The 23,025-nt window shown below is 67.9% G+C and carries 23 protein-coding genes; 12 read left to right on the forward strand and 11 right to left on the reverse strand.

Features of this window, described 5'->3' with window-relative positions; translation table 11 throughout:
- Nucleotides 1-95 precede the first annotated feature (95 nt).
- From KF707C_RS29310 to KF707C_RS05825, 4 genes are all read right to left on the reverse strand, one after another.
- The gene (locus KF707C_RS29310) at nt 96-269 is read right to left on the reverse strand and encodes a hypothetical protein (protein ID WP_003448937.1); all 174 of its coding nucleotides are present in this window, start codon (nt 267-269) and stop codon (nt 96-98) included.
- 83 nt (nt 270-352) lie between these two features.
- Nucleotides 353-898 carry an ADP compounds hydrolase NudE gene (gene nudE, locus KF707C_RS05815; protein ID WP_003448939.1) on the reverse strand — a complete coding sequence of 182 codons (546 nt, stop codon included), beginning with the start codon at nt 896-898 and terminating at the stop codon, nt 353-355.
- Nucleotides 899-1,022: 124 nt separating this feature from the next.
- Nucleotides 1,023-2,153, reverse strand: coding sequence for a helix-turn-helix transcriptional regulator (locus KF707C_RS05820; RefSeq protein WP_036991434.1), 1,131 nt, complete (start codon nt 2,151-2,153; stop codon nt 1,023-1,025).
- 108 nt (nt 2,154-2,261) lie between these two features.
- Complete coding sequence (locus tag KF707C_RS05825; protein ID WP_003448943.1) at nt 2,262-3,308, reverse strand: Rieske 2Fe-2S domain-containing protein; 1,047 nt, start codon at nt 3,306-3,308, stop codon at nt 2,262-2,264.
- Nucleotides 3,309-3,488: 180 nt separating this feature from the next.
- Between KF707C_RS05825 and KF707C_RS05830 the strand changes: the two genes are divergently transcribed.
- The 7 genes from KF707C_RS05830 to KF707C_RS05860 all read left to right on the forward strand — a co-directional run bounded on the left by KF707C_RS05830 (nt 3,489) and on the right by KF707C_RS05860 (nt 9,588).
- The gene (locus KF707C_RS05830) at nt 3,489-3,821 is read left to right on the forward strand and encodes a hypothetical protein (protein WP_003448945.1); all 333 of its coding nucleotides are present in this window, start codon (nt 3,489-3,491) and stop codon (nt 3,819-3,821) included.
- Nucleotides 3,811-4,449, forward strand: coding sequence for a Dabb family protein (locus tag KF707C_RS05835; protein WP_003448947.1), 639 nt, complete (start codon nt 3,811-3,813; stop codon nt 4,447-4,449). Before KF707C_RS05830 ends, KF707C_RS05835 begins: the two co-directional genes overlap by 11 nt.
- A gap of 13 nt (nt 4,450-4,462) precedes the next feature.
- Nucleotides 4,463-5,437 (forward strand): NADP-dependent oxidoreductase, encoded by a 975-nt coding sequence (locus KF707C_RS05840; protein ID WP_003448948.1) that lies wholly within the window; start codon nt 4,463-4,465, stop codon nt 5,435-5,437.
- Between the two features lie 86 nt (nt 5,438-5,523).
- Entirely contained in the window at nt 5,524-6,336 is an 813-nt protein-coding gene (locus tag KF707C_RS05845; RefSeq protein ID WP_003448949.1) for an SDR family NAD(P)-dependent oxidoreductase, read from the forward strand.
- Between the two features lie 11 nt (nt 6,337-6,347).
- Nucleotides 6,348-7,274: an alpha/beta hydrolase gene (locus KF707C_RS05850; RefSeq protein WP_003448950.1), complete on the forward strand. Its 927-nt coding sequence runs from the start codon at nt 6,348-6,350 to the stop codon at nt 7,272-7,274.
- 11 nt (nt 7,275-7,285) lie between these two features.
- Complete coding sequence (gene ribB / locus KF707C_RS05855; RefSeq protein WP_003448951.1) at nt 7,286-8,374, forward strand: 3,4-dihydroxy-2-butanone-4-phosphate synthase; 1,089 nt, start codon at nt 7,286-7,288, stop codon at nt 8,372-8,374.
- 2 nt (nt 8,375-8,376) lie between these two features.
- On the forward strand, nt 8,377-9,588 hold the full coding sequence (locus KF707C_RS05860; protein WP_003448952.1) for an NADH:flavin oxidoreductase: 1,212 nt from the start codon (nt 8,377-8,379) through the stop codon (nt 9,586-9,588).
- A 368-nt stretch (nt 9,589-9,956) separates the two neighbouring features.
- Here KF707C_RS05860 and KF707C_RS05865 read toward each other — a convergent pair whose 3' ends face one another.
- The 3 genes from KF707C_RS05865 to KF707C_RS05875 form a co-directional block, all read right to left on the reverse strand.
- Nucleotides 9,957-10,946 carry a 5'/3'-nucleotidase SurE gene (locus tag KF707C_RS05865; RefSeq protein WP_003448953.1) on the reverse strand — a complete coding sequence of 330 codons (990 nt, stop codon included), beginning with the start codon at nt 10,944-10,946 and terminating at the stop codon, nt 9,957-9,959.
- A 199-nt stretch (nt 10,947-11,145) separates the two neighbouring features.
- A complete protein-coding gene (locus KF707C_RS05870; protein ID WP_003448954.1) occupies nt 11,146-12,522 on the reverse strand; it encodes a DUF1329 domain-containing protein in 1,377 nt (458 codons plus the stop codon).
- A gap of 24 nt (nt 12,523-12,546) precedes the next feature.
- Entirely contained in the window at nt 12,547-14,184 is a 1,638-nt protein-coding gene (locus KF707C_RS05875) for a DUF1302 domain-containing protein (protein WP_003448955.1), read from the reverse strand.
- A gap of 234 nt (nt 14,185-14,418) precedes the next feature.
- Here KF707C_RS05875 and KF707C_RS05880 point away from each other — a divergent pair, with 234 nt between their 5' ends.
- From KF707C_RS05880 to KF707C_RS05890, 3 genes are all read left to right on the forward strand, one after another.
- Nucleotides 14,419-16,161 (forward strand): FAD-binding protein, encoded by a 1,743-nt coding sequence (locus KF707C_RS05880; protein ID WP_003448957.1) that lies wholly within the window; start codon nt 14,419-14,421, stop codon nt 16,159-16,161.
- 94 nt (nt 16,162-16,255) lie between these two features.
- Nucleotides 16,256-17,134, forward strand: a complete 879-nt coding sequence (locus KF707C_RS05885) for an SDR family NAD(P)-dependent oxidoreductase (RefSeq protein ID WP_003448958.1) — start codon at nt 16,256-16,258, stop codon at nt 17,132-17,134.
- A 69-nt stretch (nt 17,135-17,203) separates the two neighbouring features.
- A complete protein-coding gene (locus KF707C_RS05890) occupies nt 17,204-18,109 on the forward strand; it encodes an NAD-dependent epimerase/dehydratase family protein (RefSeq protein ID WP_003448959.1) in 906 nt (301 codons plus the stop codon).
- 55 nt (nt 18,110-18,164) lie between these two features.
- Here the strand turns inward: KF707C_RS05890 and KF707C_RS05895 are convergent, their stop codons facing one another.
- From KF707C_RS05895 to KF707C_RS05905, 3 genes are read right to left on the reverse strand one after another with little or no spacing between them, the layout of a single operon-like run.
- Complete coding sequence (locus KF707C_RS05895) at nt 18,165-18,920, reverse strand: SDR family NAD(P)-dependent oxidoreductase (RefSeq protein WP_003448960.1); 756 nt, start codon at nt 18,918-18,920, stop codon at nt 18,165-18,167.
- 11 nt (nt 18,921-18,931) lie between these two features.
- Nucleotides 18,932-19,711, reverse strand: coding sequence for an SDR family oxidoreductase (locus KF707C_RS05900; protein ID WP_036991455.1), 780 nt, complete (start codon nt 19,709-19,711; stop codon nt 18,932-18,934).
- An 11-nt stretch (nt 19,712-19,722) separates the two neighbouring features.
- On the reverse strand, nt 19,723-20,148 hold the full coding sequence (locus KF707C_RS05905) for a nuclear transport factor 2 family protein (RefSeq protein ID WP_003448962.1): 426 nt from the start codon (nt 20,146-20,148) through the stop codon (nt 19,723-19,725).
- A 224-nt stretch (nt 20,149-20,372) separates the two neighbouring features.
- Between KF707C_RS05905 and KF707C_RS05910 the strand changes: the two genes are divergently transcribed.
- Both KF707C_RS05910 and pbpG read left to right on the forward strand, forming a co-directional pair.
- Complete coding sequence (locus KF707C_RS05910; RefSeq protein ID WP_003448964.1) at nt 20,373-20,813, forward strand: acyl-CoA thioesterase; 441 nt, start codon at nt 20,373-20,375, stop codon at nt 20,811-20,813.
- Between the two features lie 248 nt (nt 20,814-21,061).
- Nucleotides 21,062-22,006, forward strand: a complete 945-nt coding sequence (gene pbpG, locus KF707C_RS05915; RefSeq protein ID WP_003448965.1) for a D-alanyl-D-alanine endopeptidase — start codon at nt 21,062-21,064, stop codon at nt 22,004-22,006.
- Nucleotides 22,007-22,055: 49 nt separating this feature from the next.
- On the opposite strand, the gene KF707C_RS05920 is transcribed toward pbpG, so the two are convergent.
- Entirely contained in the window at nt 22,056-22,982 is a 927-nt protein-coding gene (locus KF707C_RS05920; RefSeq protein WP_003448968.1) for a LysR family transcriptional regulator, read from the reverse strand.
- Nucleotides 22,983-23,025 lie beyond the last annotated feature (43 nt).

The raw sequence follows: 23,025 nt of genomic DNA on the forward strand, positions 1-23,025 counted from the left end.
GTCGCTGATGGGCAAAACAGCTTCAGATCAGACGGCAAAAACCATATCAGATGGCCGGGGCCGGAGAGCGATCCCTGCTCTGGCGGGGGCGAGCTTCAGGGCAGCAGCGAGGCGAAGGTCGGAACGGGCATGTAACAGGGCTGGTAGCTGGCCGTGCACAGCTGATGCAGGGCCAGGGGCGGAGGCAGGGGCCGGGTGATGATGCCGAGGTAGGCGGCGGCGAATGCACCGGCGATCAGGAGCAGGCAAAGTTTGGATTTCTTCTTCATCTTCAGGCCTCTGCATGGGAGGTAGATCTTGTTTTGCAGGCAAGACTAGGAAGCCCTTTGGCCGGCCGCCTCGTCCAAACGGACTAGATGAGGGATTTTCGGCTCAGCGCCATGAAAAGGGCCGCAATGGCACGTGCTTCGTGGAGTTCACCCGAGATCACCAGCCCGGGAATCCGCGCCAGGGGAACCCGCACGATCTCCAGCGGTTCGGGTTCATCGCCCCGGGCGGTGCAGGGCGCCAGCTCCTCGGCCAGCACCACCTGGCAGCTGTGGCACAGGTGTCCGGGCGCCAGGCTCAGCCTCCCCAGTTCGCGCAGGCGGCCGGCGCGCATGCCGACCTCTTCCGTCAACTCGCGATTGGCCGCTTCCAGGGTGGTTTCGCCGGTTTCCACGCCGCCCTTGGGCAGGCCGAGAACCCGTTGCTCCACCCCCACCGCGTATTCGCGTACCAGCAACACATGCTGCGGATCGGGCAGGGCCACCACCAGCACCGACTGGTAGCCGGAACCGCGCAGGCGCTCGTACACCCGTTGCTGGCCGTTGCTGAACTCCAGGTGCAGGGACTCGATCTGGAACCAGTCGCTCTTGGCCAGGAGTTCGGTTTTCAGGATGGTGGGCAGGCTGCGCATGGCGGGCTCCCGTGGCGTGTCCCGGCAAAGCGTCGCGCGCCACGGGAAAACGGGCATCGTCTGGACGGACTAACCGCGCCAGGCGCCCCTCAGCCTTTTCAGGGCGAAGGGACGCGACAGGGGCTCACCCCAGGGTCGCCACGCTCCTCAGGATCAGCCGAACCAGCATGGTCTGCCGCGTCACCCCGGTCTTGGAAAAGGTCGAGCGCAGGTGCGCCCGCGCGGTGTTGCGGCTGATGCCCAGCGCATCCGAGGCTTCGTCCAGCGTCAGGCCGTTGGCCAGCAGCATGGCCAGTTGCGCCTCGGCCGGGGTCAGGTCGAACAGCGCCTTGACGATCTCCTGGGGGGCGCTGGATTCCTGCTCCGGGTCGCTGATGAAGATGGCCACCGAGGGGCAGAGCTTGCCCTCGTTCCAGGTGGTGGGAGGAATGGAACGCACGATGATGCCGAGATCGGCGCGGCCGGACGGGCGCTGCACACGCATGGCCTCCACCACCGAGGGGTGGTTGCTCTTCTGCGACAGCAGGGCCTGCTTCACCAGTTGCCGGAATGCCTGGGAGTCGCGGGCCGTGCCCACCTGCAGGGTGTCGTTGACCACCTTGATGCCGTCCTTTTCCTCCAGCAGGTGTTCGGCCAGCCGGTTCTTCTGCAGCAGTTTGCCGTCCTGGTCGAGGATGATGGTCCCCACCGCCAGCTGGTCCACCGCGCCGGCATAGAGGTTGCGCTCGCTTTCCACCCGGTTCAGGTGCATGTGCAACTGAACCGCCTGTTCCAGATGGGGCAGGAACAGCGTCAGCAGGTCCTTGTCGTCCTGGGTGAAGGCCGGGTCCTGTTTGCCGCGGGAGATGCGGATACGGCACTGGGCACCGTCGCTGGTATTGATATCGGCGCCGAGGATGTGGAACACGTCCACCGGCTCCAGGAAGTTCCTGTAGAACTCCGAATTCAGCCAGTCGCTGTCGGTGACGAACTCCGCCAGGGTGATCACCGTCCGATTGGGCAGGCCGACGAAGGGGTCCAGGTTGTAGAAGCTCTGGTTGTAGGAGTCCGTGACCGCTGCCGAGGCGCCGTCGGTATTGATGGTCAGGCCTTCCACGTGCTGGCTGGGAGGCCGCAGGATGAAGGTGGCGTAGCGTGAGGCGAGGCAGAGCTTGAGTTGGTCGAGAAAGGTGGTCCAGGGAATGTTTTCCAGCGGCCCCTGGTAGAGGTTGCGGAGCATTCCGCTGAAAGTGTCGAGCGAAAGTGTCTGTGCCATGTCTGAACCGATTTTTATTGTTGTAGGGTGCTTCATACAGACTAGTGGGATCGTTCATCAAGGCAGATCGTCCCCCGATGATCGGGAGACGATCGATCCCCACCGGACTCAGGCGGTCTCGGTCACGTCCAGCACCACGAAAGAGCGAGGCTCGGCGAGGCTCGCGGGCAGTTCGGCGACATCGGTGTAGAACTGCTCGTACCACTTGCGCAGCTGGTACACCGGACCATCGCCGTCGCACAGCAACGGGTTGTCCACGCGGGTCTTGCTGTGCCAGATCGCCACGTCCTCGTAGAAGGCATCCTGGGCCTGCTTCACATAGGCCCTGGCCATCTCGCGATTCTGTTCATCGGTCAGGCCCGGCACCTTCTTCACCAGGACGCCATAGCGCAGGGTGAAGCTGTGCAGGTCGATGGGCACGTGGCAGTTGAGCAGGATCGAATGAATCGGCATGCCGCCCATGGCACCGGTCATCTCGGTGATCTGGTAGGCCGGGCCGTAGTAGGTGGCGACCGTGGTCAGCTCGCTGTCGCCGGACAGGCGCGCACTGCCTCCGCGCATGTACTGGATCGCCAGATGCCCGTCGAACCTGTTGCTGAAATGGGTCAGCTCGGTGCCGTGTACCGAGTCGAAGTGCGCCATGTCGGCGACGTTGTCGATCAGCTCGCGGCAGTTGGTGTCGATCTTCAGCTCGGCCACTTCCCAGTCGGCCCACTGGTCGTCGAAGCAGGCGTCGATGCGCGGAATGGCCTGTTCGGCGATGGGCGGATTGCCTTCCGGGTCGTTCCAGACGAAGAGCAGCCTGTTCTCTTCCATCACCGGCCAAGATTTGATCCTGGCGCGGGGCGGAATGCGCCTGGCGTAGGGAATGTCGTCGCAGACGCCGTCGCCGCGCCAGCGCCAGTCATGGAAGGGGCAGCGAACGGCGTCACCCTCCACGCACCCCTCGCTGAGGTCGGCGCCCATGTGCGGGCAGTAGCCATCGAGGATGCGTATCTGGCCATCTTCCGTGGCGAAGGCCACCAGGCGGGTGCCGAATACATCCAGCCGATGGGGCTTTCCGTCACGGTAGGGGGCGGCCAGGCCCAGGCAGTGCCAGCCACGGGCATAGCGCGGCTCCAACTGCCGGGTCTCGATTCGGTGCAGGGTTGTCATTTTCTTGTTCTCCCATCGGGGTCCTTGGGCGCCGCGGTCGGCCCGGACGCGCCGCCGCAGCTCGTACAGGTTCGGGATTCTGCGGTGCGCGGCGTTTCCGGCATCGTCTGATCGGACGATGGCCCCCGATGACGCCCCGGTTTTACTGCGCGGCAGGACAACGACCGGGAGCGCCTGAAGGTGATCCGCATACTCGACGAGATTCCACTCGCCGCCGACCGCATCGCGCCGGTGCTGGAGGCGCTGGATCGGCTCTACCTGCCGGCCTGCGAGGCCCGTGGCCTGGCCCTGGAGCAGCGCTGGGTGTCGCCACCGGTGGCGGTGCCGGGCCAGTGCAACATCCTCTGGCTGCTCTGGCAGGTGGCCGATGTCCCCGCCTACTACGCCATGCGCAGTGCCACGGGCGCCGAGGCGCGGGCCTTCTGGGACCAGGTCGAGGCGGCCTGCGGTTCGCGGCGTCGCCATGTGCTCGGTTCGGCGGACCAGCGACTGGAGACGCCCCATGTGGAGTGAAACGCTGCAACTCGACCTGGCCGGCGACGTCGACGAACGGGCCGTCGAAGCCCAGCTGCGCGAGGCCCTCCAGGCTGGGGCCGGCCTGCTTCACCTCGCCTTCGGCCGCAACCTGCCGGGTAGCTGGGGCGCCGCTGATTGCACCCTGGACCTGCTGTTCGCCGACGCACCGCCCGCGCACCTCGACGACCTCCTGAACCGCCTGGAAGGTGTCGCCAGCATCCGGCGCCTGCGCTACCAGCGCATCGGCGGCGGGGTGCGTGAGCCCGGCCTGGCGGGCGGGATCTGGCGCACCCTGCTGCTGCGGGTCCGTCCGCAGGCCTCGGCGGAACAGATCCGCGCCCTTGAACAGGACCTGCTGCGGATGCCCGCCTACATGCCCGGCATCCGCAACTGGCAGCTGTCCCGGGTGCCGGCACCGGGGCCCTGGACGCACGTCTGGCAGCAGGAGTTCGCCCGCGTCGACGACCTGCTGGGGGAGTACCTCGCGCATCCCTATCACTGGGCCTGGGTGGACCGCTGGTTCGATCCCGACTGCCCGGACTGGACGGTAGACGCCATCGCCCACGCCTTCTGCCCTTTCGCGTCCAGCCTGCTCGGCCGGGCCGCGCCCCATTCCCATCATTGACCAGGAGACTTGCATGCGCGCAGTGGTCATCGAACGCCTCGGCGGAGCCGAGGTGCTGCAACTCAAGGAACTCCCGCGTCCCCAGCCCGGCCCGGGCGAGGTGCTGGTCCGGGTGGTCTGTGCCGGCGTCAATCCGGCGGACTGGAAATGCCGCGAGGGTTACCTCGACGGCTTCCTGACCTACCGTTTCCCCTTCGTCCTCGGCTTCGACCTGGCCGGCACGGTCGAGGCCCTGGGCGACGGGGTGAACGACCTCGCCCCTGGCAGCCGGGTCTTCGCCCAGAGTGACGTCGGCGCCGGCAAGTGGGGGGCCTACGCCGAGTTCGCCTGCGTGTCCCGCGCTTCCCTGGTGCCCATGCCGGACAACCTCGACTTCGCCGAGGCGGCGGCCGTCCCCACGCCGGCCCTGGCAGCCTGGACCGGCCTGTTCGACGAGGGCGCCCTGCGTCCCGGGCAGAGCGTGCTGATTCACGGCGGTGGCAGCGCGGTGGGCGGCTTCGCCATCCAGTTCGCCCGTTGCGCCGGCGCGCGCATCGCCACCACCTGCGGTGCCGACAGCGCCAGCCGGGCGCAGGCGCTGGGCGCCGAATGCACCCTCGATTACCGCACCGGGGATATCCAGGCGGCGCTGGGCCGATGGGCGCCGGAGGGTGTCGACCTGGTGCTCGACTGCATCGGCGGCGGCAGCCTGCCCGAAGGTCTGGACCTGCTGCGACCGGGCGGCATCCTGGTCGCCATCCTCACCCTGGCGCCGGGGGATGCCGGACCGGACCATGCCGGTGCCGCCCGGCGCGGAGTGCGCACGGCGGTGGCCTACAGCCGCATGCCCAGTGGCGAGTTGCTCGGGCGCATCGCCCGCCTGCTGGCCGCCGGAAGGGTGCGGCCGCCCGTCCTCGACCTGCTGCCCCTGGCCGACGTGGCCCTCGCCCATGATCGACTCCAGCACGGCCGGGCGCGGCGGAAGCAGGTGCTGCGGGTGACCGGCTGAAGCGCCCTCGTCCGCACGGACGATGGCCGGCGGTAACGAAGCGGCTCTACTGGCGAGCACCACAACAACGGGAAGGGGAGTCAGCCATGCGAATCGAACGGGGCCAGGTGGCGGTGATTACCGGTGCGGCCGGCGGCATAGGTCGAGGCCTGGCGGAGGAAGCCGGCGCGCGCGGCCTGCGCCTGGTGCTGAGCGACGTCAGCGGGGAGCGCCTGGCGGCCCTGGTGGCGACGCTGCAAGAACGGGGCGTGGGGGTCGCCAGCCTGGTGGGCGACGTCGGCCAGGCGCAGGACGTCGAGGCCCTGCGCGACCTGGCCGTGCAACGCTTCGGTGGCGTCGACCTGCTGTTCAACAATGCCGGCGTGATGCAGACCGGTTTCAGCTGGGAAATCGACGCTGCCCAGTGGCAGCGCCTGCTGGCCATCAACCTGGGCGGCGTGATCAATGGCGTGCGCAGTTTCCTGCCCTTGCTGCTCGAACAGCAGCGCCCGGCCCGGGTGGTCAATACCGCGTCCCTCGCGGGGTTGATCTGCAGTCCCATGCTCGGCCCCTACACCGTGAGCAAGCAGGCGGTGGTGGCGCTGTCCGAAACCCTGCACTACGAGCTGGCCATGCTGCAGTCCCCGGTTGGCGTGGCCGTGCTCTGCCCCGGGCCGGTAGCCAGCGACATCATGGCCTCCAACCATCCGGGTGGCGCCACGCAGCAACTCGACGACCTGCTGGGCAGTAGCATCCAGCAGGGCATGGACCCCCGCGAGCTGGCCCGCCAGGTATTCGCCGGCCTCGAGGCCGGGCACTTCTGGCTGCTGCCCCACAAGCAGTTCAAACCGGCGCTGGAACGGCGCCTGTCCAGCATCCTCGACGAAACCAACCCGGTCTTCCAGATGGCCGACGCCTGAGGCAATCCAACATGTCCCTCGACCCCCAGATCGCCGCCGTGCTGCAGCAGTTCAGCAGCATGCCCCAGCCCGACTACAGCCAGCTCGATCCGCAGCAATACCGCCAGTTCTGCGACAACCTCATGCCGCCCATGCCCGGCGAGGCGGTGTTCGAGGTGCGCAACCTGCGCCTGGCCGGTGCCGAGTGCGAGCTGGACGCACGCCTCTACCGCCCGGAGGATCGTCATGACCTGCCGCTGCTGGTGTTCTTCCACGGCGGCGGCTTCGTCATCGGCAACCTCGACACCCATGACAACCTCTGTCGCAGCCTGGCCCGCCTGACCGGCGCCGTGGTGGTCTCGGTGGCCTACCGGCTGGCCCCCGAGCACCGCTTCCCGGCCGCCCCCCATGACTGCTACCGCGCCACCTGCGACCTGGTGGAACGGGCTCGCGAACTGGGCTTCGACGCCAGCCGCCTGGCCCTTGCCGGCGACAGCGCCGGCGCCAACCTGGCCATTGCCGTGAGCCGTCTGGCGCAGATCCGCAAGGGGCCGCGCATCGCCTGCCAGTGCCTGTTCTACCCGGCCGTCGACGCCCGCTGCGACAGCGCGTCCCAGCAGGAATTCGCCGAGGGCTACTTCCTCACCCGCGAACAGATGCAATGGTTCTGGCGCCAGTACCTGCCGCGCCCGGAGCAGGTCGATGACCCCCTGGCCTCGCCGCTGCGCGCCGAAGACCTGGCCGGCCTGCCGCCCACCACGCTGTTCAGCGCCGAGTACGACCCGCTGCGTGACGAAGGCGAGGTCTTCGCGCGCCGCCTCCAGCAGTCGGGCGTGAAGACCCGCCTGGAACGCTGCGCCGGCATGGTCCACGGCTTCGTCAGCATGGCCGCCTTCGTCGACGGCGCCCGGGGCGTGCTGGAGTCCGCCGCCGCCGACCTGCGCCACGCGCTGAACTGAAGAGGACCACCATGGACAGCCCGCAACTATTGATCGAGGCCATGGCCAGCGGCGCCATGCTGATCGTCACCGATGAGGAAGGCGACGGCGAAGGCTCGCTGGTGATCGCGGCCGGCCGCGCGGATGCCGCCGCCATCAACTTCATGGCGCGCGAGGCGCGCGGGCTGATCTGCCTGGCCCTGACCGAAGAGCGCTGCCAGGCCCTGGGCCTGGAACTCATGGTGCCCAACTCGCGGGCCCGTCACGGCATGGGGTTCACCCTGTCCATCGAGGCGCGCAGCGGGGTGTCCACCGGCATCTCCGCCGCCGACCGCGCCCGCACCATCGCGGTGGCGGTGGACCCGGCCAGCACGGCGGCCGACCTGGTGCAGCCCGGACACGTCTTTCCCCTGCGCGCCCAACCCGGCGGGGTGATGCAGCGCGCCGGCCATGTGGAGGCCGCCTGCGACCTGGCGCGGCTGGCCGGACTGATGCCCGCCGCCGTGCTGGTAAGCATTCTCGACGAACAGGGCGAGCCCGCACGGGGCGACGCGCTACGGGACTTCGCCCGGCGCCATGGCCTGCCGTTGGGCAGCGTGGCCGACCTGATCCACTACCGCATCCTCCACGAGGGCACCATCCGCCGCTCCGGCGAATACCCGGTTGGCGGCCGGCATGGCGACTTCCGCGTCATCACCTACCTGGATGACTACCAGGGCCAACTGCACCTGGCGCTGGTGCGGGGCGAGGTGCGCCGCGACGCCCCGACCCTGGTGCGGGTCCAGGCCGTGGAGACCCTGCGTGACCTTCTGGACAGCCACCCCGATCAATGGAACCTGGAACGCTCCCTGGCGAAGGTGGCCCGCGAAGGCGCCGGCGTGATCGTCCTGCTGGCCCAGAGGGAAACGCCCGGTGCGCTGATCGAACAGCTTCAGCAGCGCGCCGGACAGCGACCGCGTCCGCCGAGCTTTCCACAACGCACATTGGGCATCGGTGCGCAGATCCTCCGTGATGTCGGCGTGCGCAAGATGCGCCTGATGAGTTTCCCCGTGAGCTACAAGGCGGTCTCCGGCTTCGAGCTGGAAGTCACCGAGTTCGTCCCCTTCGAACCGCAGGAGTGAACATGAGCAACGAACTGGACAGGCTGCTCGGCCCCGCGCGGCTGGCGGGCCTGACGCTGCGCAATCGCGTGATCAAGACCGCGACCTTCGAAGGCATGTGTCCCGGCGGCGTCCCGGGCGACGACCTTATCCGCCACCATGCCGGCATGGCGCGCGGCGGTGTCGGCCTCACCACGGTGGCCTACTGCGGCGTGTCGCCCGATGGCCTGACCTTCCCCGACCAGATGTGGATGCACGGCGGCGTCTTTGCGCAGTTGCAGCGCCTGGCCGAGGCGGTGCATGCCGAGGGCGGCGCGGTTTCCGCGCAGCTGGCGCACTGCGGCTACTTCAGCCGCAACAAGCCGCGCGGCATCCCGCGTCCCCGAGGTCCTAGCGCCTGCATCAACCAGTACGGCGTGTTTTCCGGCGTGCCCTTCGGTGGCGCCATGGACCGGAAGGACATCGATCGCACGGTGGCCGAGTACGCCGCCGCCGCCAGCCTGGTGCGCGATGCCGGCTTCGACGCCATCGAGATCCACATGGGCCACGGCTACCTGCTCAGCCAGTTCATCTCGCCACTGCTGAACAGGCGCCGCGACGACTATGGCGGCAGCCTGGAGAACCGCATGCGTCTGCCGCTCCAGGTGCTGGCGGCCGTGCGCGCGGCGGTGGGAAAGGACTTCCCGCTGCTGGCCAAGCTCAACCTCAGCGACGGCCTGGCCGAAGGACTCGGCATCGACGAATCCTGCCGCGCCGCGCAATGGCTGGAGCAGGGCGGGCTGGACGCCATCGTCATGAGCGGTGGCCTGGTCAGCCGGACCTCGATGTTCCTGTTCCGGGGCGAAAGCCCGCTGCCCAGCATGATTCCGCTGGAGAAGAACCGGCTGCAGCGCACGGCGATGAAATGGTTCGGTGCCGCGGCGTTCCCGTCGATGCCCTACGAGGAACTGTACTTCCTGAAAATGGCCCGCGAGATGCGCCGCGCCGTGCGCATGCCGCTGGTCTACCTCGGGGGCGTGGCCACGGCCGAGAGCATGGGCCGGGCCATGGCCGAGGGGTTCGACTTCATCGCCATGGGGCGTGCCCTGCTCAACGACCCTAACCTGCTGCAGCGCCTGGCTGAACAGGGCCCGGCGTGGAAAAGCGCCTGCACCCATTGCAACCAGTGCGTGGCCAGCATGGGCCTGCCGGGTGGCATTCGTTGCACCCTGAACCAGCCCGCCCATTCGCTGTAGCGGGCTTGCCCGCGAAGCTGTCCGCCCATTCGCCGGCAAGCCGGCTCCTACGACGAACGGGTCCACGCATTCGCTGTAGGAGCGAGCTTGCCCGCGAAGCTGTCGGCGCATTCGCCGGCAAGCCGGCTCCTACGACGAACGGGTCCACAGCATTCGCTGTAGGAGCGAGCTTGCTCGCGAAGCTGTCGGCGCGTTCGCCGGCAAGCCGGCTCCTACGACGAACGGGTCGGCGCATTCGCTGTAGGAGCGAGCTTGCTCGCGAACGGGTTTGCGTCATTCGCCGGCAAGCCGGCTCCTACGGGCCAGGCGCGTCGCATGAAAAAGCCCCCGCGCCTTGCGGCAGCGGGGGCTTTCCTTTCTGGGGGAAATCAGGGGGCGAGGTTACCCAGCATCAGCTTCGCCTGGGCCTGGACAAGCGGTGATGCGGTGTAATTGCCGTCGATGGGGGTGATCACCGCCTTGCCGAGGGAAAGCTGGTAGGCGTCACCCTGCTTCTGTTCGGCGGTCGGTGCCGACGGTGGCACCAGGTTGACCCGTACCACGCCATCGGCTCCCTGCTGCGGCGCGAAGACCACATTGCCCCAGTCGCCGATGGGCGCGAAGGCCACGCCCTTGACCTCGCCGGACTCCAGTGCCGGGTAGTTGATGTTCAGCCCGGTGACGCCCGGCAGGCCGATGACGTTGGTCTCGCACTGGGCCTTGGCCTTGCCCTTGCTCTTCTGGCAGATGCGCCGGGCCTCGGCACCGATGGCGGCGGCGCGGTCGATCACGGCGGCCGCGAAGCGCGCGGTGTCGTCCATGGCGTTGAGGGTCTTGAGGTAGCCGGCCTGCGGGTCCTGGCTGATCAGCTGCAGGTCGATGGCGGTGGAGACGGCGACCGCCGGCACGCCCTTGAACATGGCGCGGACGGCGGCGTTCACGGTGCCGGACATCTGCGTCAGCGGACCGACGTTGTCGCCGAAGTTGGTGCCGGAGACCACCAGGTCCGGACGGTTGTCCTTGAGCAGCAGGTCGAGGCCGACGTTCACCGCGTCCACCGGGGTGCCGATGGCCGAGGTCTTGCCGGCCGGAGCGACGTAGCCGGCGGGCGGGCCGACGCAGTACTTGTCCTGGGCCAGCTGGGTGATGGCGACCGGCTGGCCGGGCACCACCACGCTGGCCGCGCCGATGCCGCTGCTGTCGTTCAGCGGACCCACCAGGGTCACCTGGTGGCCGCCGGCGACCAGGGCCTGGTAGACGGCGTTGATGCCGGGGGCGCGGCAACCGTCGTCGTTGGTCAGGAGGATGTTCAGGGCGCTGGCGTGCAGGGAGAGGCCGAGTGCGGCCAGGCCGATGCCGGCGTGAAACAGCATGTTCATGGTTGATTCCTCGTGGGTTGGGAGGTTCGGAGTTCACTGACCCTGGGTCCGTCTGGTGCGGGCTTCGAGGGGGCCGCGGCAACTGCTGCCGGCCGGTGGGGCCATTGCGGCGCCCGCCTGCCGGCATGCCTGGAGGGGGTGGGGGAAAAGCCCTGGCCGGGTCGCTGTGGACGACACGGGTGCCAGGGCGGTACCAGGGTTACTTGCCCAGCTTGCGCAGGTTGGCCACGGTGAAGTAGTCGGCCTCGTAGTCGCTGCTGTTGAGCTTCGCCGGTGGCTTGCCGTTGAGCAGGCGGTCGGTGAGGTAGGAGCCGGCGATCAGGTCGTGGAAGACCGCCACGCGGGCCTGGAAGCCCTGCAGGTCGTAGGCGTAGGCGGTGGTCTGCATGTTGCTGCGCCACAGCTGGCCTTTGCCGTCGTAGTTGTCGGCCATCACGGCGATCCAGGAGTCCTCGTCGATGTAGAGCACGCGCTTGCCATAGATGTGGCGCTTGCCCGGCTTCAGGTTCGCTTCCAGCACCCACACGCGATGCAGCTCGTAGCGCATGTGCTCGGGGTTGACGTGGCCGTTGGTGGCGAGCAGGTCGTCGAGCGACAGATTGGGGTCGTCCAGCTTGTAGTTGTTGTAGGGGATGTACATCTCCCGCTTGCCCACCAGCTTCCAGTCGTAGCGATCCGGCGCGCCGTTGAACAGGCGGTCCTCGTCCATCACGCGGAAGCCGCCGGCACCGAAGGGGGTGTCATAGGCCACGGTTGGCGCGCGGCGCACGCGGCGGTTGCCCGGCAGGTACTGCCAGGACTGCGACGGCGAGGCGATCGGGTCGGTGAAGGTATGGGCGAGGATGATCTCGCCTTTCTTGCGGGTCGGCTCCAGGGTCTGGACCAGGGCGAAGGCCTGCTGGCCGCCGAAGGACTCCACCGTCTCCTTGGGCGAGTCCCACACCGAAAGGATCTTGTAGTCCATGGACTCCAGCGAGCGGGTGCCGTTGGAGAGGGTCAGCGCCATGGTGTAGATGGCGTCCTCCTTCCAGGCGCGGGCCGGCAGGTTGAGGTTCCACATCAGCTCGTAACCGTTCTTCGGGATGGGGAAGGGCGAGGCGCCGATGGCGTTGACCACGCCGTTGCCGTCGCTGACCAGTTCGGCGCTGGTGGCGTTGGCCAGGGTGCGTTGCTGGACCCGGTCGGAGTAGCGGAAATCTCGGTGGCTGGCATAGACGGGAATCCTGAACGTGCCCGCATAGCGCTTGAACAGCGCCTTCTGGCCGTCGGAGAGCTTGTCGGCGTACTGCGCCATGTTGTCGGCGGTGATGACGAACAGCGGCTTTTCGCCGGCGTAGGGATCGCCGTAGGCAGTGCCCGATCCGGCGTAGTTGACATGGGGCGGGGCGCCCAGCCATTTGCCGCTCCAGGCAGGGATGCTGCCGTCGGCGTTGCCGGCCATTTCCGCGCCCATGGGGGTGAGGTCCTTGCCCAGTCGTGCGGCTTCTTCCGGGCTGACCTTGGCCATGACCGGGGTGCTGGCGAGGGCGGCGGCGAGAACGCCGGCGAGGAGCGTGATCGTGTTGTTCGGTTGCATCGTGGGATCTCCTGCGGCAGTGGATCAGAAGCTGTACTTGAGGTTGATGCCGAAGTTGTCGCGATCCGCGAACGGGGTGTCGCCGGCATCGCCGAGGAAGGCGTTGTAGCGGGCCTCCACCGTGAAGTTGTTGAGGTAGCGCCAGGTGGTGCCGACGCCCAGGCGGTGGTCGCCTTCGCCCATGCCGAAGGTGCCCGGCATGGAGGAATCGCCCCCCAGGTTCTGGCTGAAGATCAGCGGTACGGTGAGGTCCCAGCCGTTGAAGATGTTCAGGTACTCCAGCGACAGGTTCAGGGTGTAGCCCCAGGCGCTCTTGTCGAAGAACAGCTCGTCGGTGTTCGGCGTGACCAGCGGGAATACGCCACCGGCGCCGTCCGGCACGAAGGCGGTGAAGCTCGGGGCGCTGTCGTTGTCGAGCACTTCGTTGTAGCCGACCTCGCCGGTCAGGGTGGCGTTGTCGGCAAGGGGGGTGGTGCCGATGGAGTGGATGAACGACACCTGCGCCTGCAGGGTCTCGGCGCGGACCGGGTGCGGGACCAGGCCGGTATCCGCCAGCACCGGCTGACCGTCGCGGTAGCTGATTTCGCCACTGAAGTTGGTGTCCCCCACGACGGTGGAGAAGCTCGCGCCATAGAGATCGATCTCGTCGAAGTAGCGCACCCGGTAGTTGGCGGTGTTCCAGTCGGTGAGGAAGTCCAGCTGCGGTGCCTTGTCATGGAAACGCAGGTAGTACAGGCCGAACTCGGTGTTGTTCAGCGACTCGGCCACGTAGTTGAGGGCGACGCCGTACTGCCCGCTGTCGCCGGGATTGTCGTCGTGCAGGCGGCGGGTGATGCCGAAGGCGTCGGTGAAGCCGCCTTCATCCATCTGGTCGGTGACGGAGAAGAAGCTGCCGACACCATCGATCTCGGTCTTCTTCCATTCGTACTGGTAGTAGGCCTGGAGGCTCAGGCTGTCGGTCAGGTCGATCTGGCCGAAGACCTGGCCCACCGGCAGGAACAGCTCCTTGAGCTCCACGCCCGGGGTGTTGGCCTTGGTGGCGTCCACCGGGGCCATGCCGCTGGAGATGCCGTTGCCGATGAACAGGCTCTCGCCCCAGCTCACCACCTGGTCGCCCACCCGCAGGTTCAGGTTGTGGCCGCCCAGGTCCCAGGCACCGTAGACGTAGGAGTCGAGCAGGCGCAGGTCCTTGCCGTGCTGGTCGATGGTGTCGTGGGGGAAGTGGTTGGGCTGCGAGCAGCGGCCGCCGGCGAAGCAGTTGGAGGTACCGGTGCCATTGTCGTTGCTGCGGTTGTAGACCTCGTCGTAGAAGCCGCTGGCGCGGATGAACAGGCCGAAGTCCTCCTTCCAGTTGAAGTTGGCCTCGGTGAGGAAGCTGGCTCGGTTGGTGATCAGGCTGCCCTTGTCGAAGGCGTTGTTGCCGTCGTCGATGTTGGCGATGGCCGGGTTGGGGAAACCGTTGGACAGGGCGTGATCGCGGGACTCGGTGCGCCAGGCCACGGCGTAGGTGAGGGTGGTATCCCAGGAAATCTTCAGGTCGTCGGTGGGCTGGAAGGCCATGGCCTGGCCCTGCCCGGCGTGGCCGAGCATCAGGCCCACGCAGGCGGCACGGATGGCAAGGTGAAGCGGCTTCAGGGGGTGGCCCTTTCTTGTTTTTATCATGGTGTCGCTCTCGGCTTGGCTGGGCACAGCGCGGTCTGCCAGGCCCAAGGTGGAGTTGAGTGTGGCGGCCTGACTATGTGGTCACGGCAAGCGGGCAACATCGTCCGAAAAGACTAAGCGTCTCGTGCTATCCCCCCGGCCCTGGCGTTAGTCCCAACGGACGATGCCGGTGGCGGGCGGGGCTGCCGAGAATCCGGCTGGAATGCGCAAACAGAACAACAAGGGAGTACCCCGATGAGCGCGAACAGCCTGCAATGGGATGAGAGTTGCGATGTACTGGTGGTGGGGTCGGGGGCCGGCGCCATGACCGCCGCGCTGCGCGCCCATGACCTGGGTTCCAGGGTCCTGGTCGTGGAGAAGAGCGACCGCTACGGCGGTACCTCGGCCATCTCCGGTGGCGGTATCTGGATTCCCTGCAACCACCGCATCGAAGCCCTGGGCGGACAGGATTCGGCCGAAGAAGCGGTCGCCTACATCCGGGCCGTGACCCAGGGCGAAATCGACGACGGACGCATCGAGGCCTATGTGGAGCAGGGCCGGCGGATGGTGCGCTACCTCGACGAACACTCGCGCGTGCACTTCGAGGCCCAGCCGCGTTACGCCGACTACTACCCGGAAGTCCCCGGCGGAAAACCCGGCTTCCGTTCCATGGACCCGCTGCCCTTCGACGCGCGCCACCTCGGCGCCGAGTTCGCCCGCATGCGCGAGCCGTCTCCCGGCACGCTGATGATGGGGCGCATGGGCATGACCATGAAGGAAGCCCAGGTGCTGCTCTGTCGCGGTCCCGGCTGGGTCGGCCTGACCCTGAAGATCTTCTGGCGCTACTGGCGCGACCTGCCGGGGCGCCTGCGCTCGCGGCGCGACCGCTTCCTCACCCTGGGCAACGCCCTGGTCGCCGCGCTGCGCTGCTCGTTGCTGGACCGTCAGGTACCGCTGTGGCTGGAATGCCGGCTGGAGCGCCTGATCGAGGAAGAGGGGCGGGTGGTGGGGGCCGAACTGGTCCGCGCCGGACGACGGCTGCGGGTTCGCGCGCAGCGGGGCGTGGTGCTCGGCGCCGGCGGCTTCGAGCGCAACCCGCTCATGCGCAGCCAGTACCATCCCCAGCCCTCGCGGGCCGAGTGGAGCGCCACGCCGCCCTGGAACACGGGGGACGCCATTCGCGCCGGCCAGGCCCTGGGCGCCGCCACCGCGCTCATGGACCACAGCTGGTGGGCGCCGACCACCCATGTCGAGGGCGAGGAAAAGGGGCGCGCGCTGTTCGTCGAGCGCACCTTGCCCGGCTGCATCATGGTGAACTCCGCGGGGCAGCGCTTCGTCAACGAAGCGGCGCCCTATACCGACATCGTCTACGCCATGTACGAACACAACCGCGAGGGCGCCACCAGCGTGCCTTGCTGGCTGGTCTTCGACGCCGAGTTCCGCCGCAAGTATCCCTGTGGCGCGCTGTTGCCCGGCTACGCCATGCCTGACAGCCGCATCCCCAGGCACCTGCAGCGTTACTTCCACAAGGCCGACAGCCTGCGCGAACTGGCGCTGAAGACCGGCATCGACGCCACCGGCCTGCTGCGCACCCTCGAGCGCTTCAACCCCATGGCCGAAGCGGGCCGGGATCTCGACTTCCACAAGGGCGAGTCGCTCTTCGACCGCTACTACGGCGATCCAACGGTCACGCCCAATCCCTGCCTGGCGCCACTGCTGAAGGCGCCCTTCTACGCGATCCAGGTCAATGCCGGCGATATCGGCACCAAGGGCGGCCTGCTCACCGACCCGCATGCCCGGGTGCTGCGCGAGGACCGCTCGCCCATTGCCGGGCTCTATGCCATCGGCAACAGCGCCGCTTCGATGATGGGACGGACCTACCCCGGTGCCGGCTCCACCATCGGGCCGGCCATGACCTTCGGTTTCGTGGCGGCCAACCACATCCACGGTGCCGCCCAGGACCTGCCGCAAGCGACCGCCATCGCCCATCAGGCTTGAGCTTCGCCATCGCTCGTTGCCGGGGCCCGAAGCGGCCCCGGCATCGGCTCGACTTCCGACCCCAGCATCCGCTGATTGCAGCAAGGAACCCCAGATGAACCTGAACAACACTCCCGTCGCCCTGGTCACCGGCGCCAGTCGTGGCGTCGGCAAGGGCATCGCCATCGCCCTCGGCGCGGCGGGCATGACGGTCTACCTCAGTGGCCGTTCGGCCACCCGGAGCACCAGCCAGCTGCGTGGCCAGACCCTGCCGGGCAGCCTGGCGGAAACCGCCGATGCCGTGACCCGGGCCGGCGGCAAGGGCATCGCCGTGCCCTGCGACCACCGTGACGATGAACAGGTTCGCGAACTGTTCGCCCGCATCGAGCGCGAGCAGGGGCGCCTCGACCTGCTGGTGAACAACGCCGCCTTCCTCCACGAGAACCTGATCGACCCGGGCCCCTTCTGGGAGAAGCCCCTGGAGCTGGTGGACATACTCGACATCGGCCTGCGTTCGGCCTATGTCGCCAGCTACCATGCGGCCCCCCTGCTGGTGCGCAACGGCCGGGGCCTGATCGCCTTCGTGTCGTCCTTCGGCGCTGGCTGCTACATGCACGGTCCCGCCTACGGCGCCCAGAAGGCCGGCTGCGACAAGTTCGCCGCGGACATGGCGGTGGACCTGGAAGGCACGGGGGTCGCGGCCCTGTCGCTCTGGCTGGGGCCGCAGCGCACCGAGCGCACGGCCATAGCCGGTGCCGAGCGAGCCGACCAGTACGAAGCCTTCATGGCCATGGCGGAAACCCCGGAGTTCAACGGCCGGGTCATCCACGCGCTGCTCAACGACCCGAACCTCCAGGCGCTCAGCGGGCAGACGCTGATCACCGCCGAGCTGGCGCCGGGCTACGGCATCAGCGAAGCCGAGGGCCGGCAGCCGCCGTCCTACCGCGAGATGCTCGGCGCGCCGCGCCCGCAGCACCCCGCGCGGGTCATCTGATCGACCCCGGCCAGGCCGGGAACACTCGAATCCGGGGCCGCGTCCGGCCCCAGCAGGAGGAAACACAGGATGAAGATTCTCGTAGTGGGCGGAACCGGCCTGATCGGCGGTCACGCGGCGCTTTACCTCAAGCATCAGGGTCACGACGTGACCATCGCCGGCCGCAAGCCGGCCGCCGCCGGCAGCGCGCTGGCGCAACTCGGGCAACTGCAGGGCGACTATGTCGCCGGCACCTTCGCTCGCGACGACCTGGCCGGCTTCGACGCCCTGGTGTTCGCCGCCGGCAGCGACATCCGCCATGCGCCCCAGGGCGGGGACCTGGACGCCCACTGGCAGCGCGCCAATGTCGAGGCCATTCCGCGTTTCTTCGAGCTGGCGCGCAGCGCCGGCATTCGCCAGGCCGTGCTGGTGGGCAGCTTCTACCCCCAGGTGGCGCCGGAGCTGATCGACCGCATTCCCTACGTGCGTTCGCGGCACCTGTCCGACCAGGCGGTGCGTGCCCTGTCCGGGACGGATTTCCGGGTCTGCAGCATCAACGCACCCTTCGTCGTCGGCGCCGTGCCGGGCCTCAGGGTGGAGATGTTCGAGGCCTACACCCGTTATGCCGAGGGCCGGTTCGCGCCCCTGCCGTACTTCGGGCCGGCGGGCGGCAGCAACTTCATCTCCACGCGTTCCTTGTCCCAGGCCATCCTCGGCGCGCTGCTGCATGGCGAGCCGGGCAAGGCCTATCTGGTGGGCGACCAGAACCTCAGCTACGCGGAGTATTTCCAGGCCTTCCTGCGGGCGGTGGGCAACGAGGCCGAGGTGCCCTCGCTGGATCAGGAGCACCCGCTGCTGCCGGACATGGCCCTCTACACCGGGCGCGGCAACACCCTGCGCTACGAGCCGGATGCGGCCGAGACGGCCCTGCTGGGCTATGTGCGCAATGACATCCAGCGCGCGGTGAACGAAGTGGTGGCGCAGTATCGCGGCTGAGGGATGGACCCCGATACCGGGCGACCGGTATCGGGGCGTCCCTGGCTGAACCCGTTCAGGCCCAGCGGGCCTGGCCGCCATCCAGCGGGATGGTGGCGCCGGTCAGGTAGCGGGCGTTGTCGCTGACGAGGAAGGCCACGGCGCGGCCGATATCCGCTTCGCAGTCGCCGACCCGGCGCAGTGGAATGCTGCTGAAGAAGGCTTCCGCTTCCACCGGGTTGGCGTCCACCCAGCCCCGCAGGCCCGGTGACAGGGCGTGGGGGGCGATGACGTTGACGCGGATGCCGTCCACGCCCCATTCGCAGGCCGCGCCACGGCTGAGGGCGCGGATCGCCTCCTTGGTGGCGGCGTAGTGACCATAGCCGGAAGCGTCCCAGCGCACGGCTGCGGAAGACGCCAGGTTGACCACCGCGCCATCGCCCTTGAGGTGGGGGTAGCAGGCGCGCATCAGGCGCAGCGTGGCCAGCGGGCCGGAATCGATGCCCAGCATGAAGGTCTCGTCGCTGACCTCCAGGATGCGTCCCAGCGGCACGATGTGGGCATTGTTGACCAGGATGTTCAGGCCGCCGAAGGCCTCCACCACCTGGGCGACGCAACGGTCGATGTCGGCCTGGCTCATCACGTCGCATTCGACCGCCAGGGCCGTGCCGCCACGGCGCCGGATGTCCTCGCAGGTCGCCTCCAGGGTCGCCCGGGTGCGGCCGGCGACGGCCACCCGGGCGCCCTCGGCCGCCAGTGCATGGGCGATGCCCTGGCCGACGCCCTGGCCGCCACCGGTGACCAGCGCCACCTTGCCGTTCAGCATGTTCATGGATAACTCCTTCAGGGGTGAGTGGTGCCGGCGGCGATGCCGGAGATCAGTTGTGCGTTGTCGATGCGCAGTTCGGCACCGTTGATGAAGCGCGATTCGTCCGAGGCGAGGAACAGCACCAGGTTGGCCACATCCTCGGGCATGCACATGCGCGCCATGGGGTTGTCGGCGATGCCCAGCGCCACCGGGTCGAGACCGGGCACCAGGGCCTGGGTCATGGGGGTCCAGATACCATCCGGGTGGATCGAGTTGCAGCGGATGCGATAGCCGCTGCTCTTGCAGTGCACCGCCACGCTGCGGGTCAGCGCGGTGACCGCGCCCTTGGAGGCGCTGTAGGCGCACATCGGCGGCAGGCCACCGAGGGCGGCGATGGACGACATCATGATGATCGAGCCGCCCCGAGGGTTGTCCTTCATGGCCGCGAGGCCGTACTTGCAGCCAAGGAAATAGCCATCGGCGTTCACCCGCTGCACGGTGCGCCACTGCGCCAGGCTCGCCTCCTCGATGGTGCCGAGGGGGCAGATCGCGGCGTTGTTCACCAGCACATCGAGGCGGCCGAAGCGCTCCAGGGTCTGTGCGATGGCGCGCCGCCACTGTACTTCCTCGGCGACGTCCAGTTCGATGAACAGGGCGTTGGCGCCGATCTCGGCGGCCAGGGCCTGGCCAGCGTCACGGTCGATGTCCGCCAGCACGACCCGGGCGCCTTCGGCCGCCAGCAGCAGCGCATCGGCCTTGCCCACGCCGCTGGCGGCGCCGGTGATCAGTACAACTTTGTCCTGCACGCGCTTCATGGGGGTGGCGGTCATTGGGCGGCTCCCTGCAGGGGCAGGTCCTGGCTCCAGTCCAGCAGCAGTTCGCGCCGGGTGATGCGCCACAGGCCGTCGATGCAGGCGAAGCGGTCCCGGTAGCGGATGCCCCAGTCGAGCTTGCGGGTACCGGTGTCCGCTTCGTACAGGTGGTTGGCGACGCAGTAGGTTTCCGCCTGCGCTTCCAGTTCCTCGACGTCGGCCAGGTGGTTGTGGACGTGGTGCTGGGTCAGGCTGAAGCGACCGAGGCCGCTCATTCCCGCGACGATCGCCTCGACCCCCTGGAAGTCGAAGCCGGGGCCCTGGAGTACGGCGTCGGACGTGAACAGGCGGGCCAGCGCCGTCCAGTCCCGTTGATCCACCGCCTGCGCGTAGCGACAGACGAGTTCATAGAGCGCTTGCTTGTGCGATGCCTCGGACATGCCTTGAGCCTCCTTATCCGGCCTGCGTGGGTGCAGGTGCGGGGAAGCTCGCATCGACGGCGCGGCGGGGCATCGTCCGAGAAGACTAAGGGTGCCTGTGCCAGGGCCGCTCCACGGGGCGCGAACCGGCCGGATCGCGACTAGAGTTGTCAGTCACGCCAGTACTGCAAAGGGTCCGGGCGCCAGACCCTCGGCCTCACACCCACTCATCGTGGAGCCATCTCATGTACCAGAAGACCCTCATCGCCGGTTGGGGCGACATGGACTTCAATTCCCACATGCGCAACACCGCCTACCTGGATAAGTCCGCCGACGTGCGCATGATGTACTTCGCCGACTTCGGCTTCCCGATGTCCGAGTTCCGACGCCTGCGCCTGGGCCCGGTGGTGATGAAGGATGAAATCGAGTATTTCCGCGAGTTTCACCTGCTCGATGAGCTGGTCATCACCATGAGTGCGGCCGGGCTGTCGGCGGATGGCAGCCGCATGTTGCTGCGCAACGAGTTCTTCCGCCAGGGCGTGCTGGCCGCGCGCGTGACCTCGACCGTTGGCTGGTTCGACCAGGAGCAGCGCAAGCTGGTCAGGCCGACCGACAAGCTGCTGGAGGCCCTGCAGGCCATGGACAGGAGCGCCGACTTCCGCGATCTGCCGGGAAGCAGCCGCTGAGCAGTCGCGCCCTGAGCGCCATGACTCCAGGTTGCCCTTGCCGGCCGAGCGCGCGCCTCGGGTCGCCGATCCCTCACGGCCATTTCGGACCGCCATTTCCCTCTGGCGGCCATCTGACCAAAGGCGCAAAATCGCGCCCCGTCGACGGAAGGCGCTGAGTATTCGGGCGCCTTCGTTCCTATACTTCTCCGGCATAGGGCCTTCACCTCATTTCCTTCGTTTCCTTTACTGTCATTACTGGACGCATCGTGAAAATTCGTCATTCGATCACCAAGCTGTTCGTCCTTGGTTCCTGCCTGTTCGTTCTTGCAGGCTCGCCCGTCCAGGCCCAGGAGGCTGCGGCACCGGTTCGCGACCCGGCCCAGCTGCACCTGGCTTCCGGCAGCGTCATGCTGCTGGACCTCAAGACCGACAAGGTCCTCTATGCCCGCAACCCCGACCGCGTGGCCCCCATCGCCTCGGTGACCAAGCTGATGACCGCCATGGTGGTGCTGGACGCCAGGCAGCCCATGGACGAGATCATCCCGGTGACCATCCGCGACAACCCGGACATGAAGGGCGTCTACTCCCGCGTGCGGGTGGGCAGCCAGGTGAATCGCCACGACATGCTGCTGATGACCCTGATGTCCTCCGAGAACCGCGCGGCCACCGCCCTGGCCCACGCCTATCCGGGCGGCTATCCCGCCTTCATCAAGGCGATGAACGCCAAGGCCCGGGCCCTGGGCATGACCCGCACCCGTTTCGCCGAGCCCACGGGCCTGTCCCTGCATAACGTCTCCAGCGCCCATGACCTGGTGCTGCTGCTGAAGGAGTCCCGCAAGTACCCGATGCTGAGCCAGCTCAGCACCACCCCGGAGAAGACCATCACCTTCGCCAAGCCGCGCTACAGCCTCGGCTTCCGCAACACCAACAACCTGGTGCGCAAGGCCGACTGGAGCATCCAGGTGACCAAGACCGGTTTCACCAACAAGGCGGGCCATTGCCTGGTGATGCTCACCCAGATGAACGGTCGCCCGGTGGCCATGGTGCTGCTGGACGCCTTCGGCAAGTACACCCACGTGGCCGATGCCACCCGCATGCGCCGCTGGCTGGAAACCGGAAAGAGCGGCCCGGTGCCGGCGGCGGCGAAGCACTATCGCCAGTACAAGGACAGCCAGATCCGCCAGGCGACGGTGCAGAACTCGACGCAGTGAATCCAGGGGGCGGTTCCGCACGCGGCTGATCGAGCGCGTGCGGACGCGCCTAGCGGGCGCGACCCAGTTGCCGTTCCAGACGCTCCAGCAAGGCGTCCGCCACCTCCCGCAATACCCTTTCCGCTTCATCCACCAATGCCGACGCAGGCCGGAATTCCGGCCTGATCAGCTGCACCCGGAAGGGCACCGAGGCGCGCAGGCGGCGTACCTGCAGGCCGCGCCCGGCTTCGTCCAGGGCGCTCAGCGGGTTGACGATGGCCAGGCCCAGGCCCTGGCGGACCATGGCGCAGACCGACGCGGCGGTGGTGGTCTCCACGATCATCCGTCGCTCGACGCCCGCCGCGAGAAAGCGCGCGTCCAGGCTCTGCCGGTAGATATCCAGTCCCGCCAGGCTGATGAAGGGCCGACCCTGGAAGTCGTTCAGGTCCAGTCCATCCCGGCCAAGCAGCTCATGGCCGTCGGGCAGCACGCAGACCATGTCCGCCGCCAGCAGGGTGCTGCCACGGGTGCCCCGGGGCAGCAGGTCGGTTTCCGACAGGCCCAGGTCGTGGCGCTGGCCGCTCAGTGACTCTTCCAGCAAGGGCGACTCCTGGGCGGCGATGTCCAGGCGCACACCCGGATGGCGCTGGAGGAACCCCTGGGCGAAGGCCGGCAGCAGGGTCTGGGCGAAGACCGGCAGGCCGGTGATGGACAACTGCCCGGCCTCGTAGCGGCGGATCGCCTGGGCGGCGCTGGCGATGCGCTCCAGGCCGGTGTAGGCCCGCTGCACTTCATCGAACAGCTGCAGGCCCTGGGCGGTGGGATTCAGGCGGCCGCCGTCGCGGTCGAACAGGCGAAAGCCCAGCAACTGCTCGAAGCGCGCCAGTTCGCGGCTCACTGTCGGTTGCGAGGTGAACAGCAGGCGCGCGGCGCCGGTGACGCTGCCGGCGGTCATGACGGCACGGAAGATCTCGAGATGGCGGAGGGACAGGTCCATGGGCGGGCTCCGGGAAAACCATATCAATTCTGAATGATGCATC

Origin of the sequence: Pseudomonas furukawaii, assembly GCF_002355475.1 — a bacterium.
In the GTDB taxonomy this organism is placed as follows: domain Bacteria; phylum Pseudomonadota; class Gammaproteobacteria; order Pseudomonadales; family Pseudomonadaceae; genus Metapseudomonas; species Metapseudomonas furukawaii.